Annotated in this window: 14 protein-coding genes; 8 read left to right on the top strand and 6 right to left on the bottom strand. The window is 43.0% G+C overall.

Features of this window, described 5'->3' with window-relative positions:
• Positions 1-65: 65 nt before the first annotated feature.
• Entirely contained in the window at positions 66-1,277 is a 1,212-nt protein-coding gene (locus tag MHN81_RS12400; RefSeq protein ID WP_239425836.1) for an AraC family transcriptional regulator, read from the top strand.
• A 10-nt stretch (positions 1,278-1,287) separates the two neighbouring features.
• Here the strand turns inward: MHN81_RS12400 and MHN81_RS12405 are convergent, their stop codons facing one another.
• The 3 genes from MHN81_RS12405 to MHN81_RS12415 form a co-directional block, all read right to left on the bottom strand.
• Positions 1,288-1,506: a TIGR02450 family Trp-rich protein gene (locus MHN81_RS12405; RefSeq protein WP_023399003.1), complete on the bottom strand. Its 219-nt coding sequence runs from the start codon at positions 1,504-1,506 to the stop codon at positions 1,288-1,290.
• Between the two features lie 109 nt (positions 1,507-1,615).
• Positions 1,616-3,607: a methyl-accepting chemotaxis protein gene (locus tag MHN81_RS12410; RefSeq protein ID WP_239425837.1), complete on the bottom strand. Its 1,992-nt coding sequence runs from the start codon at positions 3,605-3,607 to the stop codon at positions 1,616-1,618.
• Positions 3,608-3,886: 279 nt separating this feature from the next.
• Positions 3,887-5,074 (bottom strand): cellulase family glycosylhydrolase, encoded by a 1,188-nt coding sequence (locus MHN81_RS12415; protein ID WP_023399001.1) that lies wholly within the window; start codon positions 5,072-5,074, stop codon positions 3,887-3,889.
• A 344-nt stretch (positions 5,075-5,418) separates the two neighbouring features.
• Here MHN81_RS12415 and MHN81_RS12420 point away from each other — a divergent pair, with 344 nt between their 5' ends.
• The 4 genes from MHN81_RS12420 (at position 5,419) to MHN81_RS12435 (ending at position 7,985) form a co-directional block, all read left to right on the top strand.
• Positions 5,419-6,030: a biliverdin-producing heme oxygenase gene (locus MHN81_RS12420; protein ID WP_023399000.1), complete on the top strand. Its 612-nt coding sequence runs from the start codon at positions 5,419-5,421 to the stop codon at positions 6,028-6,030.
• Complete coding sequence (locus MHN81_RS12425; RefSeq protein ID WP_023398999.1) at positions 6,020-6,496, top strand: YbaN family protein; 477 nt, start codon at positions 6,020-6,022, stop codon at positions 6,494-6,496. The genes MHN81_RS12420 and MHN81_RS12425 overlap by 11 nt, the downstream gene beginning before the upstream one ends.
• Positions 6,497-6,804: 308 nt before the next feature.
• The gene (locus tag MHN81_RS12430; protein ID WP_239425838.1) at positions 6,805-7,329 is read left to right on the top strand and encodes a TlpA disulfide reductase family protein; all 525 of its coding nucleotides are present in this window, start codon (positions 6,805-6,807) and stop codon (positions 7,327-7,329) included.
• Positions 7,330-7,727: 398 nt separating this feature from the next.
• Entirely contained in the window at positions 7,728-7,985 is a 258-nt protein-coding gene (locus MHN81_RS12435; protein ID WP_239425839.1) for a helix-turn-helix transcriptional regulator, read from the top strand.
• A 459-nt stretch (positions 7,986-8,444) separates the two neighbouring features.
• Here the strand turns inward: MHN81_RS12435 and MHN81_RS12440 are convergent, their stop codons facing one another.
• The 3 genes from MHN81_RS12440 to MHN81_RS12450 form a co-directional block, all read right to left on the bottom strand.
• On the bottom strand, positions 8,445-8,720 hold the full coding sequence (locus MHN81_RS12440; protein WP_023398996.1) for a helix-turn-helix transcriptional regulator: 276 nt from the start codon (positions 8,718-8,720) through the stop codon (positions 8,445-8,447).
• 489 nt (positions 8,721-9,209) lie between these two features.
• On the bottom strand, positions 9,210-9,644 hold the full coding sequence (locus MHN81_RS12445) for a response regulator (protein WP_239425840.1): 435 nt from the start codon (positions 9,642-9,644) through the stop codon (positions 9,210-9,212).
• Positions 9,637-11,607: a PAS domain S-box protein gene (locus MHN81_RS12450; protein ID WP_239425841.1), complete on the bottom strand. Its 1,971-nt coding sequence runs from the start codon at positions 11,605-11,607 to the stop codon at positions 9,637-9,639. The genes MHN81_RS12445 and MHN81_RS12450 overlap by 8 nt, the downstream gene beginning before the upstream one ends.
• Before the next feature lie 938 nt (positions 11,608-12,545).
• Between MHN81_RS12450 and MHN81_RS12455 the strand changes: the two genes are divergently transcribed.
• The 3 genes from MHN81_RS12455 to MHN81_RS12465 all read left to right on the top strand — a co-directional run bounded on the left by MHN81_RS12455 (position 12,546) and on the right by MHN81_RS12465 (position 16,651).
• On the top strand, positions 12,546-13,049 hold the full coding sequence (locus tag MHN81_RS12455; RefSeq protein WP_239425842.1) for a sigma-70 family RNA polymerase sigma factor: 504 nt from the start codon (positions 12,546-12,548) through the stop codon (positions 13,047-13,049).
• Between the two features lie 19 nt (positions 13,050-13,068).
• Positions 13,069-14,034 (top strand): FecR domain-containing protein, encoded by a 966-nt coding sequence (locus MHN81_RS12460; protein ID WP_023398992.1) that lies wholly within the window; start codon positions 13,069-13,071, stop codon positions 14,032-14,034.
• Between the two features lie 112 nt (positions 14,035-14,146).
• The gene (locus tag MHN81_RS12465) at positions 14,147-16,651 is read left to right on the top strand and encodes a TonB-dependent receptor (RefSeq protein WP_239425843.1); all 2,505 of its coding nucleotides are present in this window, start codon (positions 14,147-14,149) and stop codon (positions 16,649-16,651) included.
• Positions 16,652-16,669: the final 18 nt, after the last annotated feature.

The raw sequence follows: 16,669 nt of genomic DNA on the forward strand, positions 1-16,669 counted from the left end.
AATATGTTGTTTTAACTACTAACTTTAATTTTAGAGACCGTTCTAAAAAGAGCTTTGCAACGCATATGATGACCGAGCCACCAAGCCTATTTGCACTCCAAATTGCAACCCTTAGCGTGATCATAATCAGCGCTCACCAGCTTTTATTGCGTGCTCGGAACTGGCAAGTTTACAGGCCTTTAGCTGGGTGTTTACTTGCTATCGGCTTCATTAGCGCATTGCCCATTAGCAAAACATTATTGCCTGTTAGCTTTCAAGTATTGCACTTAATCTTCTGTCTACCCGCGTTACTACTTGTTGCCCCCTGTTTATGGCTATACAGCAAAGGGCTAACCTGCCAAACACCTTGGTCATTTCAAAAAAGCGATATAAAGCATTTTGCGCCAAGCGGATTTGGCTGTCTGGTAGCACTGGTAGCGCTGATATTACCAGAGCAATATCGCTACGCCATTTTAGTAAATGATGATCTGACGCTCGTAGAGCAAGCCCCAACATTGCTTCGCAACGTTATTTACGGTTTATTAATTGTGACTTTTGTCTGTGTATTGGGCTGGATAGTGCAATCTGCCTGGTACTTTTACAAACTCATCAACAGGCTGCATCACTATCACAATCAACTGAAAGATGTTTTTGCGTCGACAGAACAAAAAGAGCTACGTTGGTTAGTCTGGCTTTTACTCTCGGTTGGTGGGGTATGGTTATTTATTGCTCTGGATTTGTTTTTAGACAACCTTTTTAGCCCAATTCAATTTGATCAACACCTTTATGAAATGATGCTCCTGCTCCTTGTATACAGTCTCGCTTTGTGGGGCTTAAGACAAAAACCAGGGTTCACTGAATGTTATGAAATAGCAGATAGCCATGAATTACTGCCAGATCCAATTTCCGCAGAACAAGTGAAGTACCAACGCAGCGCACTGGACCATCAGCGCGCTTCTCAAATAGCCATCAAATTGGAACACGCCATGGTGACGGATAAGCACTACCTAGACGCAAGTTTATCCTTACCTAAACTTGCCAAGCACATTCATACACCCAGTCACTACATTTCGCAAACACTCAATGAGACACTCGGAATGCGTTTCTTCGACTTCGTCAATCAACATCGTGTCGACGCTGCGAAACAGCTTTTGGCTCAGGAGCAAGACTCTATCCTCACGATTGCCATGCAAGTTGGTTTTAATTCCAAGTCGGCATTCTATACCGCCTTTAAAAAACACACTTCGCTGACCCCTAGCGCTTATCGGAAACAGCATCAACTAAATGGCAATCAATAGTGGTTTAAGATTATTGCCATCCTATTTTCCACATTTTAGGATCTTTTAACTCGCGCCAGTTGATGGCAACTTCACGCCGGGTCATCAGCGCTTCAATGAGACATTCAATCACACATCCCTGCTCGTCAAATTCGACCGACGTGACAATAAAATGCTTCTCTTTGTGAGTAGGACTGACCGATGTCCACTTGCTATTTAGTAGCTTTCTAGGGTTAAGTGCATGCTGCATAAGTGTTCATATTCGCTGTTTTACAGCATGATACGACCGCACAATCGTCTGGGATCAATTAGATATGCAACCGGCGGGTATAACCACTTCGATATACCCACCGACTTCATTATCGTACTGATTGGCTTACCGTATATTCAGCGATCAGCTTATCCATCACTTTAGCAGCCTCAGCAATATCAATAGCAGCAACATTGATTTGCTCTGCGCCGCTGACATTTTCCGTTGCTTTTTGGAAAATACCATTGATGTTTTTACTCACTTCATCAATCGCATTACTTTGCTGCTGCGTATTACTCGACACCGACTCGGTCACCAGCTCAACCTGCTGCGCTTGCTCTACAATTTGCTCGAGTGCGCGTTTGATTTCTTCTGCCCGCTCTGCCGCTTCTAAGGCATTTTCTTTGCCTTTCGTGATCACATTAGAGGCCTCTGAAGAGCTGGATTGCAACTCAGTCACCAAGGCTGATATCTCTTCTGTTGATTTTTGCGTACGGCTCGCCAAGCTGCGGACTTCATCGGCGACCACAGCAAACCCACGACCTTGCTCCCCGGCTCGGGCGGCCTCAATTGCAGCATTTAGCGCCAGCAAGTTAGTTTGCTCAGCAATGCTTTTTATCATTTCGACCATAGATGAGATACTACCAACACGCTCATTCAGTGCATCAACCGTTTTGGCAGACCGTGCCATATCGTCGGATGCCTGCTGTATCACCTGCACCGCATCCGCCACAACTTGCTGTCCTTGGAGAGATTCTTGCGTCACCGTTTTAGCCGCTACAGCGTTTTCATTCATGGAGTTTGCAATGACTTGAATATTGGCGCTCATTTGCTCTGAGGCAGAGGCAATGGTTTGGATACCCGACTGCTGACTAATTAAATTCTCTTGGCTTTGCTGGATCGCCGCCGCCGTTTCTTGCGAGGCATTAGCGATGTTAGAAGACACTTTAGCAAACTCGACTAAATCGTCTTCAAATTGTCGCGTGAGTTTATTGATGTTGTTTGCCGATTTACCTAGGTCATCTTTTGAAATTACACCAATTTCATGACCTAAGTTTTTATGTAACATTGCAATATCGATACCCTCAGCGATTTTTGCTGACTGTCGGCGACGCAAACGAATGGCAAAGAACAGTGACGCGGTGATCACCAATCCAACCACTAAAATAATCAACTCAATCACCAACACCAAAACAGCGTGTTGTTGGATCTTTATCGCGGTCTTGTCAACCAATGTAAGCGCCTCTTCTTCGGACTCTTTTAACACATTGATCCGCTCAGTCGCGGCTTTAAACCACGCCTCTGCATCTAAGCCAAAATTGGCATTTTTGTTTTCAACCGCACTGCGATAGCGTGCAACTGCTTGAAAGGCATTGTCACTCAGTGCTTGCTGAAAAATTCTTTTCATGATTGGAGGCGACGCTTCAAGCGCTTCTTCTAAATACACATCTTGCTTGGTCATCAAGGCCACATGTTTGGTTTTTAACGCTGGTGTAAAGCTATCGCGACTCAGCACATTTGACAGCACCGCGCGTTCAATACCAGCCGATTCTTTGGCACTTGAGAAATTATAAATCGCAATCAGCTCGGTGGCGATGGTGTGGTCATTGCTCAATCGCGAGGCTGTGATCACCATATGCAGCGCTTTGAGGTTGATATCCGTGTAATATTTCAGCGCTTCTGAAAGCGGGATGGATAAGGTGTCTACACGACTACGGATCTGAGATAACTGGCGGAACTTACTTTCAAATTCAGCCAACTCTTTAGCCATTTCAGGCATCAATTGCCAGTGTTGTTTTTCTTCCGCTAACTTGGCAATCTGTTTGTCTGTTTGACTGCGTTGCTGACGTAACTTGTCCTTAAACTTTGTGCCTTTGGAACCAATAAACCCTGCAGAGGCCCCTCGTTCTTTTTGTGTTTCATGGATCACACTCAACACCATATGACTCAAAAACGCATTGTACTCTGCATCATACGCGTCGTTCATCCGTTTCGCTGACATTGATACATCATAAAAAATCACTGCGCCTAAGAGTAAACATGGAAGTAATACAACTGTTGTCATATGGCTAGATACAAATCGAGCAATTGCTTGTAACATCACTTCACCACTATTTTTTCTTAAACATTTTTTTTACGAAGTAAACTATAGTACAGCTCACTTTGTTGCAAATTATTTATTCAAAAACCCCATCTTTTTGAAAATATTAAAATTAACCATGCATACCTAAATTCCCCCAGTAAAGGTAAAAAGCCAAATAAGTCAGTACTATGAATAAACTAGCGACATTTAAACCGCTCTGTGATTATTCCAAAAAATTAAATAAAAAAGAGAGCTATTACTCTCTTTTTTACTGTTTGATTAGCAACGCGCTGACAACTAACGTCCCTCTTGTATTTTCGCCTTTATCCAAGCACCCGCTTCTTTCAATTGAGCGTCTGAAAAGTCTTGCGCCGCACAGCTGCCCACTTGCCAAGCAGCCCCACTCAGCGGATCGTCTGAATAATTCCAGTTGGTCCAACTGATTTTTTTTCGTGCCATCAGGTCTATGTATTTTTGCGAGCTGATGAAGTCATTTGCACCGCCACCTGTGTAGTGCTGAGTGCCAAACTCGCTGACAAACACAGGAAAAATATCTGAGGCTCTATCCAGCATATTGCGATGATATTCGGTGTGTGCAGCAGCATAAAAATGGAAGGTGTACATAATATTGTCGAATGGCACTGGGTCGTTGATCACATCTTGTAAATCGCCATCCGCCATTGATGCACCAAACGTAGACCACCCGTGAGTTCCGACCATAATAAGAGCATTAGGTTGAATCGCACGGATCACAGGAATAACCTGCTCAGCATAGTGGCGTACCGCTGACCAAGGAACGCCATTTGGTTCGTTGGCAATATCATAGATCAGGTTATTGCGGTGTTTATGCTTGGTCACAATATCAGTGAAAAACTTTTTAGCCCCTTCAACATTGTAGTTTGGGTCGCCCGGATCAAGCTGGTGCCAGTCAACCAACACATATAGCCCACGCTGGCTCGCCATTTCAATGAGTTGGTGCATTTGGTTAGTAAAGCCAACCGGATCTGTTTCATATCCGCCTTCTTGTACATACAAGCTCAAACGCAAAATATCAGCTTGCCAGTCAAACGCTAATACATCCAAACTTTTTTCAGTTAAACATTTACCTAACCCATGCCACTGCAGACCGTGACTGCTCATGCCACGAAGCTGCACACGCTGGTTTGATTCGCTGCACAGTCCCGTACCACACACCTTTAAACGACCGTATTTTTCAACCGGCGTGATCTGTGTTGCATCATCACAACGGCCTAAATACCGCCATGCCGAACTGGTTCCAGGCTCCGCACTGGTCCACCATTTGGCTTGATACAATATATTGTTATGGACAAGTTTGTCGCCAGTATTTGCATGGCTCGGCTGACCCTGCCAATCAGACTGTGGCCAATTCGGATAGACATTGGTATCTGCACAACTTGCCGCATCAGCATGACTGGCAGCTAGTCCCAAACACACTGTGAGGGCACTTAAATATCGCTTTTTCATCGCGCTTTCCTTTACATGTTATTTACAATAATGTTCCCAATTGAGATATAGAGACTTTCATTTGAAATGGCTAGGTTTTGGCGGATGATTGATCGTAAAGTATTGCTATTGGTTTGATATGTGTTTAAAAAGCGAGCACACCCATTGGTTAATAGTGAGCTAATAATCGCGTGTAGCACCCCAGGGTTACCTTGGCCAGAGCAATTCACTGAACCAACTTATGCAGTTCACAAGCCAACAAAATTATTTAAATAACAAAAAGTTAAAAATAAACACAAAGTATATGGTAAGGGTTTTTATCGCTCATACGTTCTTATTTATATGACCAATTAAATTAGAAAAATATGAGCAGCTTAAAATCATCTAACTACCCTAGAATGAGTAAACTTAGAACATCAACATCCAGTGTTCATGACCAACTCGACAAAAAGATCATGGCGCAGTCACCGTTTGAAAACAAAGCCAATTATGGTCATTTTTTGCGCTACCAATACTATTTAATGAAGCACGTTGCAGCACTGTATCAAGATGCTCAATTAGCAACCATTATCCCAGATCTGCAAGCTAGAGATCGCAGTGCTCAACTGCTTGCAGATTTTCAAGATTTAAACATGCCACAGCCAGCTACTATGCCTACACTGAGCGAGCTTAACACCTCTCATTTTGAAAGTTTAGGCTGGTTATATGTCATTGAAGGCTCAAAGCTTGGCGCGGCCATTTTGGCCAAAGAGGCTGAAAAGCTAGGGCTAAGTGAGAAATATGGTGCACGCTTTCTAGCGGGTTCAGAGGTCGGCAGGGGCGCTCATTGGAGAGAGTTCATGCAAAGCATTGAAAAGGTAGAGCTCAGTGAGGACCAAGAACAGGCCATGTTAACTGGTGCACAAGCTGCATTTAAATTTGCTAATGAGCTGGTAGAGCTCAGCTATACTCATTCACCAAGTACCCATGTCGCTTAACGTACAACGTAATATGTTGAAGTATGGCTATTTTGCCGGTGGTATTGTATCGCTTGGATTGGCTGTGATTGGCGCTTTATTGCCAATCATGCCAACTACGGTATTTTTAATTATGGCACTGTGGTGCTTCTCCAAGTCGTCTAAACGCCTCGAACATTGGTTGCTCACACATCCCCAATTTGGTGTGACACTAAGCAATTGGCAAAGGCACAAAGTAGTGCCTAAGAAAGCAAAATACTTTGCGGCAATAGGTATGCTGGCAAGCGTGCTGATATCTGGTTATGCGCTGTCTTTTGGCTGGTTGCAAATTGCACTTGCAGTTCTTTTCGCATTTATCTGTAATTATTTGTTTGCTAAGCCGAATAGCACAGCCGACCAACCCAATTTAATACGCCAAAAACACGGAAATGTGTTACTGAGTATGGTTGCGATAATCCTGTTTAGCTGCTGGTCTATCACTCTTTAGTACAGCAATATCGGATGCACCGTGTAAGGCGCACAATTAAATTGGCGCCACGTCTTGGGGTATCAACAAGCTTATTTATACCAGTGTATTTCTTCACCGTAACTGCTCAAACGAACAAGCTACTTCACCCAAGAATCACATATTAAACCAAAGAACAGATAGCCTTCCCTCATACGCCCACCATGAAGCAACCTAAATTAGGGACAATTGCCAAATCACTGTTATCATGATAAAAAAAGAGCGTTTTAAAATATTAAAGGCACTTAAACCCGCGCTATTGCGCACACATCTCTAACAGGGCCCACTGAATGAAAAGATACCTGATGCTATTATTTGTACTGTGTTTTACTGCCTCGGTAAACGCGAACATCACACATTTTGGTGCCGATCAGGTGATCGGTCAAAATAAGCTAGGTGAGCCGGTATTTCGCAGTACCACCACACCCACAATTGTGACGTTCTGGGCCTCATGGTGTGTATACTGTAAGCAGCTACTTCCGCTTCTTGAGGGGCTTCAACGTAAGCTCACAAACAATCGTATTCGAGTCATTGTTGTCAATACAAAAGAAGAGGGCAAGCTAGGACAAACTCGGCGCACATATAAAAAATTGCTTCGACAATTTGAACAGCGAGGAATGCAAGTTGAGTTTGTTTTTGATAAAAAAGGTGTCCTGTACAAAAAATTTAAGAAACCTGGCCTGCCCTTTACCATGGTCATAGAAAAAAATGGCCAGATCAGCTATACACAAGCAGGTTTCAGTGAACGACTGGCACAGCCTATGTTGGACGCAATACAGCGAGCATTAGATAAAAATACGCCTGATAAAATCTAATTCGCGCCCTTACTATCTTACAATGGGCAGGCTCTCTTTTAGTTTGCTTTTACGACCACACGGGACGCTTGCTCACATAGTTAAATAATTGCTCGCGAGTTCATTACAGGGGCCTATTCTTTTCGCTTTTTTATAACCATAAGAATCAACAATATGAAAGTTTGACTAAGTTTATGCACGACGACCTTACACCATTTATTACACAATTAACTTTGAGCATCGCAGAGGAAAAAAGTAGGCAAAGCACCATGAAAGTATCCGCCTTGGGTAAATTTATTACCATAACTATTGATATAAAGATGATTCCAAGCACTCATTTTCACAATGCATGCTAAAGATTTAAGCCCACATAAACTCTATCAAAGTAATACCTTCAAATTTTGGAAAGGAATAATGATGTGATAAGTGGTAATGACCTTAAAGCGATGAGAAAAAAAGCAGGACTTACGCAAAAGCAGATGGCCGATAAACTCAATATAACTAGAGAAACGGTCAGTAACTACGAATTGGGTGTAGGTGAGCCTAGAACAGGGCATTTTTTCAAATGGCTGTTTTATTGTAAAGTTGATGCAAAAGCACTCTTAAATCAGATCAAAAGTATCAGTGACGAAATAAATGATAGCGGTGGCTCTCATCGGTTCAAAGATGACGAATAACGTCCCTATTGCCCAAGCACTTTGAAATCTCTCTTCAACGATAACCTTTAAAACCGCCTCTCATTATTGTTCTATCTTAAGAGGTCGATCGCCGCATTCGATTTCAAAAATTAATAGCTCATACACTGCACTGTTTTGATTCATGGCTCTGCTGTTGTGCTGTCTGTCATGCTAACTAGCTGATCATTTAAACTATCAACAATAGAGTGTTTGCAACACCACAGCTCAATACACATTGGCAGATGAAAAGGTGCCGTAATTTATATTGACCTCAAGTAGATGAGCATACTCTCAATCCGTAAACAATGATCGTATATGGACAGTGTTTTTGACATAACAGACACTATTTTAAAGCACCTAACACATCACAGGCTCACAAAAACGACTGATACCTGTTCAAAAAAGCAAAATTAACGGTTTGACGTAAGCGCCTCTCAGCTGCAGCGCATCAACGTATTGCTAGCCAGCATTTTGGCTACTGCCATTGCCAGTATAGCTAATATAAGGACAGGCAAAATCATCACCAAATATTAGATACATTTCGTAAAGCTGCGCCATTGTCATAATTGTTCTGCCGGTCTCAAAATTACTAATAGTCGCTTGGTCTACATCAAGTTTTGCACCAAGTTGACTTTGCGTCAGCTTGTTCTTTTTGCGAACTCGACGTAAGTTATGCTGTACCTCTTCCATTAGGTTATTCACCTTTATTTTTCTTCTTACTGCATTGTTTTTCATCTCTTCCCTCGCCAATCAGTATTGATGGTAAATATTTATTTTATTTTTGATAGTGACTTACAAACTTCATTGTCATCAATATAATTTGCTTCATGCGGAAAAATCTTCGAATTTTATTAAAAGGCATCCACTCACTTATAGCCCACATATACAAAAGCTAAGAAAAACAGCCAGTAGTAAAGGTATTGAACAATAATTGATGTAGAAAAACAGAGTGCAGCAGCCAGAAGCGAGGTTAGAACAAACCAATGTGTCCGCTGGGAAATATAAATAGGGGTCATTGCATCACGCTTTCCTACCAGCGCTTTATTGACATTGCCTATAAATTCAACTTTTTCAATGTGACTGATTGCGGTTCTTCGAAACAAGTCCACTAGAAGCACTTGCCCTTGCCATACCAAAACACTAGGCTAGGCAACGCCTACTGCGCGGGCGAGTACCCAACCAACCTAATATAATTTCGTCTAAAAGCCATAAGCGTTACGGGGGTTAGTCTCCTTTTGGTAAAATCGCAATCTGAAACCAATAGTCTTTAAGCTTTTGTACAGCATCAAATAATGACTCTAGTTTAACGGGCTTTTGAATATATGTATTGGCCCCAAGGTCATAGCACTCCTCAATGTCCTTTTCATCATCTGAGGTTGTCAAAACCACAATGGGGATGTTTGCAAGACGCCGAGTGCTTTTTATTTCTTTTAACACGAGACGACCATCCAATCCCGGTAGGTTAAGATCCAACAGTATCATAGCCGGCTTTGGATGTGACGGTGTCCACTCTTGACTGAGGTAATTCAGCGCTTCTTGGCCGTCTTCACATCGTACAATTGGATTTGATAGGTTACCGTCTTTTTTAAATGCCCGATTAGTCGCGTAATAATCGTCATCGCTGTCTTCTACAATCAAAATCAATTTATTGTCATTCATTTTCGACTTCACTTTCCTTCAATGTAAAATAGAAACTTGTTCCTTTTCCAAGCTCCGACTCAAACCAAATTTTACCCTTGTGTTGTTCAACTATTTTTTTCGCAAAGGTCAAACCAGCTCCCGTACCCTCGCCAAACTTTTTATTACTATTTAGGCGCTTAAATATTCTGAAAACTTCGGTTTTAAAATGCGCATCAATGCCAATGCCATTATCTTTGACACAAAATGCATGCCGTTCTAAATCATAATTTACATAAATAGATTTACGTTCCGATAAGTTGTATTTGTACCCGTTCGTTATTAAGTTGTATAACAGCTCTTCTAATCGCGTTTGGTTACCAACCACATTGGGTAAGGCTTCTGCGAATACTTCGACGTTATGTTCTTGCAGCGACTCTGTTAGGCGTTCAAGCACATGACTGAGCGCTTCATCCATATTGACCTGCTTGCTGCTTTGCTCCTCACGACCCAATCTTGAGAAATACATCAGATTAGAAATGAGCTGCTCCATTTTGGAGCCTAGATATACCAAACGGTCCAATTTATAGACACCATCTTCGCCCAGTTCAGTCTCATAGTCCTCTTTTAAAAATCCAGCGTGATTTTGTATTGCTCGTAACGGCTCTTTTAAATCATGAGAGGCAATATAGGCAAAGTTGTCTAACTCTTCATTGGACTTGGTCAAGCGCTCGATCAATTGCTCACGCTCTCGCTCCATCGCTACTTGCTTTGAAATATCTCTCACTACCCCACAATAAAACTGCTCTCCCGCAACCCGAAACCCCGTAACCCCTAAATCCAAAGGGAATATTTGGCCATTTTTGCGCTGACCCTTTACTCGTTGACCGGTGCCGATGATCTTCTTGTTTCCTGACGTTAAATCATCTATCAGGTTTTGATCACATTCACCTCTATGTGCTTTTGGCATAAATACACTGAAATTTTTGCCAATGCTTTCCTCTTTAGCGTAACCAAATATATTCACTGCCGAGTTGTTGATGCTCGTTATCACACCATGTGCATCGATAGTGATGATGCCATCAATGGCATTGTCGAGTGTTGCTTTATGTTCCACATCTTGTGCACTAATGATCCGCTCAGACATACGAGATTTAATTAAATAAAAAGAAGCAATACCTGCAAGGAAAGAGACAAACAGTCCATTAAGTAGAGCAATATAGTGAATGTCAGAGTCATCAACGGAAATACGACTTTGCTTGGGCCACAGCAATAACTCCCAGTCTACGCCATGCAGTGCAAATGAATGACTAAAACCAGTCGACTCGTCATACTGCATACCCACCTCTACTTTACTAAACATCACGCTGCCCTCTGACAACACTTCTATGTTGTAGTCATTGATAAATTCATGCGGAAGCAAGCTATCTACCAATTGGGATATGTCAAACACGCCCAAAATAAACCCGTCAAATCTACCGTGAATATAAATCGGAAAATACGCTAAAAAGCCTTTACCGCCTTGAACAAGTTGAACCGGCTTAGACAGTGAAAAGTTTTTCGAGACTTTTGCTCGCTCTAGGGCTTTTAATCTGTTTTTCTCAAATGACAAGTCGAGATCCACTGCCGACTCGTTGCCTTGCAGTGGCACAACCCATTTAACAACATACTCGCTGTTTACCCACTCGACAGCACGCAGCCCAGCATGGTCATTGACATAATCCTGAGCATCCAATCGCCACTCTTCAAAAGGCGGTCCTTCTCGCGCCACCCAGCGATTGCGCATGCGCTCCAGCGCACTGATGATGGCAGGCATTGAATTGATAAATTGATGCTCAATTAATTCGCTCTTGGCAATCGCGGTTAATTTAATGAGGTGCTTTTCTTGATTATCAGCAAGTTGCCAGACCCAAAGAGATGCCAACATACTCAGTAGGACACAGATAAAAACCACGATAAAAGATAATTTAAATCGCTTCCCTGTACTTTCTACATCTATATGCAAAGCAATTTCCTTTTTATTCTCGCGCAATGAGTGGTAAATGACTTTAAGTCAAAAAGTCGGTACGCGTTTACCTGCCAAGAAAACAAACACGCTTCATTTAGTGTAATTGAATCTGTGTATTTTGCGCCATTAACGCACAACATTTTTATAACATGCTGAAAATTAAAGTTTCGCGAGAAATAATGGGCGTTTATTACCACAAAAAAACCATCACACAGCTAGCTCTTAAAATAAAAAACACAGAAAATACAAAAGGTAACAACGGTTCATTAGCGCAGATAGTGATAACCTCGTCGGGCTACAAAGTACCAGCCCCTCGCACTCAGTTCGATATTTTTCAGCTAAATCATCACCCTGAGTCGGGCTAATTTACATATTATTTAACACTGTGTGGAAAACTTATAGCAAACAGACTTGCGTATATCGTATTTAATATCGCTGATCGTTATCGCATTTCCATTTTGTGGATCACCTAGCCAACTGTCTATTTGACTAAAATTTAAGCATTAAAATACAAATGGATAGATGCAAATCACGCAACACCGCTCGACATTTTGCTCGGTCGTTAGACCCTTTCAAAACAATATTTTTCATCAGTTTCAAAGCGACCAAGCTTTTACTCATACTCCTTGCCCATACCCCACTCTGCTGCGAGAAATTACGCGGTTTTAGTGATATTCAATAACAACTAAAAAACTGCTGGAGCCAAAGAATATAAGGCTTTTAATGCGGAACACCTACCCCGTACCAAAGCCAAAAAAGCTAGTCCCATATTGTCGGCTCGCACTGACAATTCTGATAATTATGAACTAGAAAAAACCCTAAATTCAGCATCGAGCAATGTTTTATTCGTAGAATAATAGACTTGCGACACCATCTTATTAATGATACCGTTAATGATAATTATTCCTATTTATGCACTATGGTAAGGAACAAAGGTGTCGAATTCCGCTGGCATGGACCTTTTTATTCGTGATAACCAATTTTGGTTAGTTAGATTTTTACAAAACAAACTAAAACTACATTGCCATCACGATGCACAGGATTTATCTCAGGACACCTTTATTAGGGCCCTGACTTCATCCACAGATCTGCTCGAAGTCAAAGAGCCAAGAGCATACTTAGCAACCATCGCCAATCGCTTGATCATAGATAAGGCGAGACGCAAGCGCATCGAGCAAGCCTATATTGAAGCGCAAACCGAAATGCAGCAAGAGCAAGTGCCTTCATGTGAAACGGTATTAGAAACCATGCAAAGATTAGAAGCGCTATCGCGATTATTAGAAGGTCTGGCAGACAAACCTCGACGCGCCTTTTTGATGGCACGTTTAGACGGCATGAAATACAAAGAGATTGCTGCGCAACTCAATGTTTCTGAAAGTATGGTGCAAAAATACATCGCACAAACATTGCTACATTGCCACAGTCAACTGATGGATTAATCAATACCTAGAGAAACTCATGTCGGCGAATCAAACCAGCTATCAACATAAACTCAAGCAGGCAGCAGACTGGTGTGCTTTACTCCATTCAGATTCGCCCGCCGACGAAGATATTCAAGCCCATCATCAGTGGCTTAACTTACATCCTGACAATCAAAAAGCCTACGCGGAATTACAAGCACTATGGGGCGAATTTGATACCCCGGAAGATACTGGCCTGAACGTTCGGGTGCTCAACAATGTACTCGACAAAGATAAACCCAGATCAGTCAGTCTTGGCAAAACCTTCCTAAGTGTGACTTTGTTCGCAGGGTTTGGATTTTTGCTAAATCATTTGGGACTAAGTGGCGTCACAGCAGATCACTATACCCTAAAAGGCCAAACGCAAACCATACAGCTGCAAGATGGCAGCGTATTAACATTGAATGCCGAAACGCAAATCGATATTGAATACAATACTGACACCAGATTGATTCGATTATACAAAGGCGAAGTACATGTTGAGGCAAAAACAAATCCTTCATGGCCCTTGGTCGTCGAAACCCAAGATACCAGCGCAACAGCGTTAGGGACCAGCTTCTCAGTGAAAACCAAAGGGCAAGATACCTATGTCGTGGTGAGCGAGTCCAAAGTAGAACTTTGTTATTTACCACAACATAGATGTGTAATTGGCCAACAAGGCCAAGCTATGGAAGTTGCAGATAAATACCTAACAGGGCCCTATCAAACAAACCCTGACATCAGGTTGGCATGGTTAAACAATAGATTAGTTGCAAATGATATCAGTCTGACTGAGCTACTGGAGTCATTAGAGTCCTACTATCCAGGAGTGTTTGTATATCAGCATGAAAAGCTAAGTCAGATCCGTGTTTCGGGTGTCTACCCTACCGATGATGTCGACTTAGCACTGAAAATGCTGGCGTCAGATCCAGCCATCAAGCACAGTTCTATAGCAAATTATCTACAGATTATCTCTTTGAAATAAAATGACTTTTTAAAAAAGGATAAAAGTTTTTTAGTTTTTTTGAGTTTTTGGGTACTGTTTTTTTTTACTGCCCCGTCCTATAAGTAGCTCTAAATAATAATGAGAACCATTTATGATAGGCGACAGTGCTACTCGCTCAATTTTTACTGCTGTGTTGTGTACAGGGCTTGCTCTACCAAGCGCCGTTTTGGCACAACAGGCACACCAACTTGATATTCCCAAAGGCAGCTTAGCTGAGGCACTCAATACCTTGGCACTGCAAACAGGCGTACTGTTGCAATTTGATCCCAACCAGATAGGCAGTGCCCAAACAACTGGGTTAAAAGGCGCGTTTGTACTGAGTGATGGCTTTGAACAGTTGCTCGCAGGCACAGGTTTATACGCTGAGAAAACCAGCAATGGTAGCTATGTCATTCGAGCGCTATCAGGCAACCTTGAACACGCGGTCATGCTCGATACGCTAGAGGTATATGCCAGTAATAATACCCATAAAGAGATCTATCAATCCGCTTCTTCAGACACTAAATTAAGCCAAGATCAGCTTGCCCGTGTAGCACCGCGTGATACCTCTGACATTTTCTACAATGTGCCCGGCGTGACCACATCGCAAACACGTCAAGAACCCGGAGTCGCGGTCAATGTACGTGGTATTCAAGACTTTGGTCGAGTCAATGTGATGATCGATGGTGCAAGACAAAATTTTCAGCGCAGCGGACACGGCGCCAATGGTACTGTCTATCTAGATCCCCAACTGCTTTCCAGTGTTGACATTGCAAAAGGTCCCGTCGGCCACGCTGGCGGCGCAGGTGCCATTGGCGGTGTCGTAAATTTCAACACACTGGAATTTGCTGATCTCGCACTTGAAGGGCAAGACCACGGCAGCAAAGTGGCGCTCGCAACAGGCAGCAACGCATACCATATGCAAGGCTTACTCGCCTCTGGTGTACGCTTGGGAAAGGATCTTGAGCTGGTCGCAGCGGTTGGGCGCAAACACGTCGGAAGGTTTGAGCCTGGTCAGCACGGTGGTAATGCCGGCAATGACAACTACTTTAATGCGCTCAGCTCGTTTACCGAGCAAGATCAATGGTCCTCTTTGCTCAAGGCCAGCTATAAAATCAACGAACAACACGCCATAAAGCTGAGTTATGTGGGCTTCTCTGCCAACTTCGACGAGGGCTCGACCACAGGGGAAACCGAACAACCCAGTGCCACCAGCAAACTCAGTAATGACACCATTAAAGTAGATTACTTCTGGAACCCTAACTCAGATTATTTTGATTTAAGTTCAAGTGTTTACTACAACCGAACTCAAATGCGCCAGCATCAGTTTGAGCTGGGAGACTCAATAAACCCCTACGGGGAGTTTGAGTTGCAATACGAAACCAATACCTTTGGTCTGGTGCTCGAAAATATTTCATTCTTTAGCTTAGAACATGCTTGGCTGAGTGAAGCTGATTCACTGCTCATGCTCAATACAGGCGTGGAATACTTTAGAGACTGGACCCAGCCTCAAGCAATCCAACAAACGCCTGGAACGGGTGACCCAACTTGGTTCACAGGGGCAACTCCTGGGGGAAACCGTGCAGTGAGCAGTGCGTTTTTCCAGACCGAGTGGCAATATGGGGAATACCTGTCCATTGAAGCGGGCGTCAGATATGAGCACTTTTCACTCGAGGGAGAGGGTGAGATCAACTCTGGTTCGATTCTCAATCCACCCGGTGTCACCCCGAGCAAGACGCTGATCTACACTAATTTTTCCGTGGCACGCCACGACGAGTTTGTCTCACCTAACTTACGATTTGCATACCGCTTTAATGATGAAATTCAAGCTTATGTCAGTTCTGCCAAAGGTGTGCGCCCTCCCTCGATCACTGAAACTTTGTTATTCGGGATGCATGTGGGCAACCAATTTCCTTTCTACCCAAACCCCGGCTTACAAGCCGAAGAATCTCGTAACAACGAAGTGGGGATGAATTTTGAGTTTAGTCAGTTGGCCAAAGAGCATGATCTGTTTATTAAAACAGGCTGGTTCGAAAACACCGTAGACAACTTCATCATTCAGGGGATGGTGATGAGTCCAACCTCAGTGAGCGACAAAAGTGGCATTCGCAGCTATGTCAATTTGCAAGATGAGATCCGCTTTGAAGGCATAGAGCTACAAGCTGATTATCAATCTAAAATGATGTTTGCTGAGCTCAATTATACCAAGATGAATTTCGATCCTGGCCTGGGTGACTACAACCCGTTCCCACTAGGTAGTCAGGTCGGTTTCCCCGCTACAAACTTAGGTAAAACTGAGTCTGGCGGACTGCTTTACATTCCACCTCCGAAAAACAATGGCGCCATCACACTTGGATTAAAGTTGTTTGATGACAGCCTAAAAGTTGGCGCAAGAATGCGCTTTGAAGACAACGATGGTCGCGGTGGGAAAGCCTATGAGAAGGTCGTGGACTGGGAAGTTTACGACGTGTGGCTGGACTACCAATACTCACCAAATATTCAGTTGCGCATGTCGATTGACAACCTCAAGGACCTCAATTATGCCGAGGCAAATGGCACCTCTTACTGGATTGCGCCGGGACGCAGCGTCATCGCAAGAATAACAGCAAAATTTTAATTAAAGACAAGGGTATAA

This window comes from Pseudoalteromonas sp. Of7M-16 (assembly GCF_022347805.1).
In the GTDB taxonomy this organism is placed as follows: domain Bacteria; phylum Pseudomonadota; class Gammaproteobacteria; order Enterobacterales; family Alteromonadaceae; genus Pseudoalteromonas; species Pseudoalteromonas luteoviolacea_F.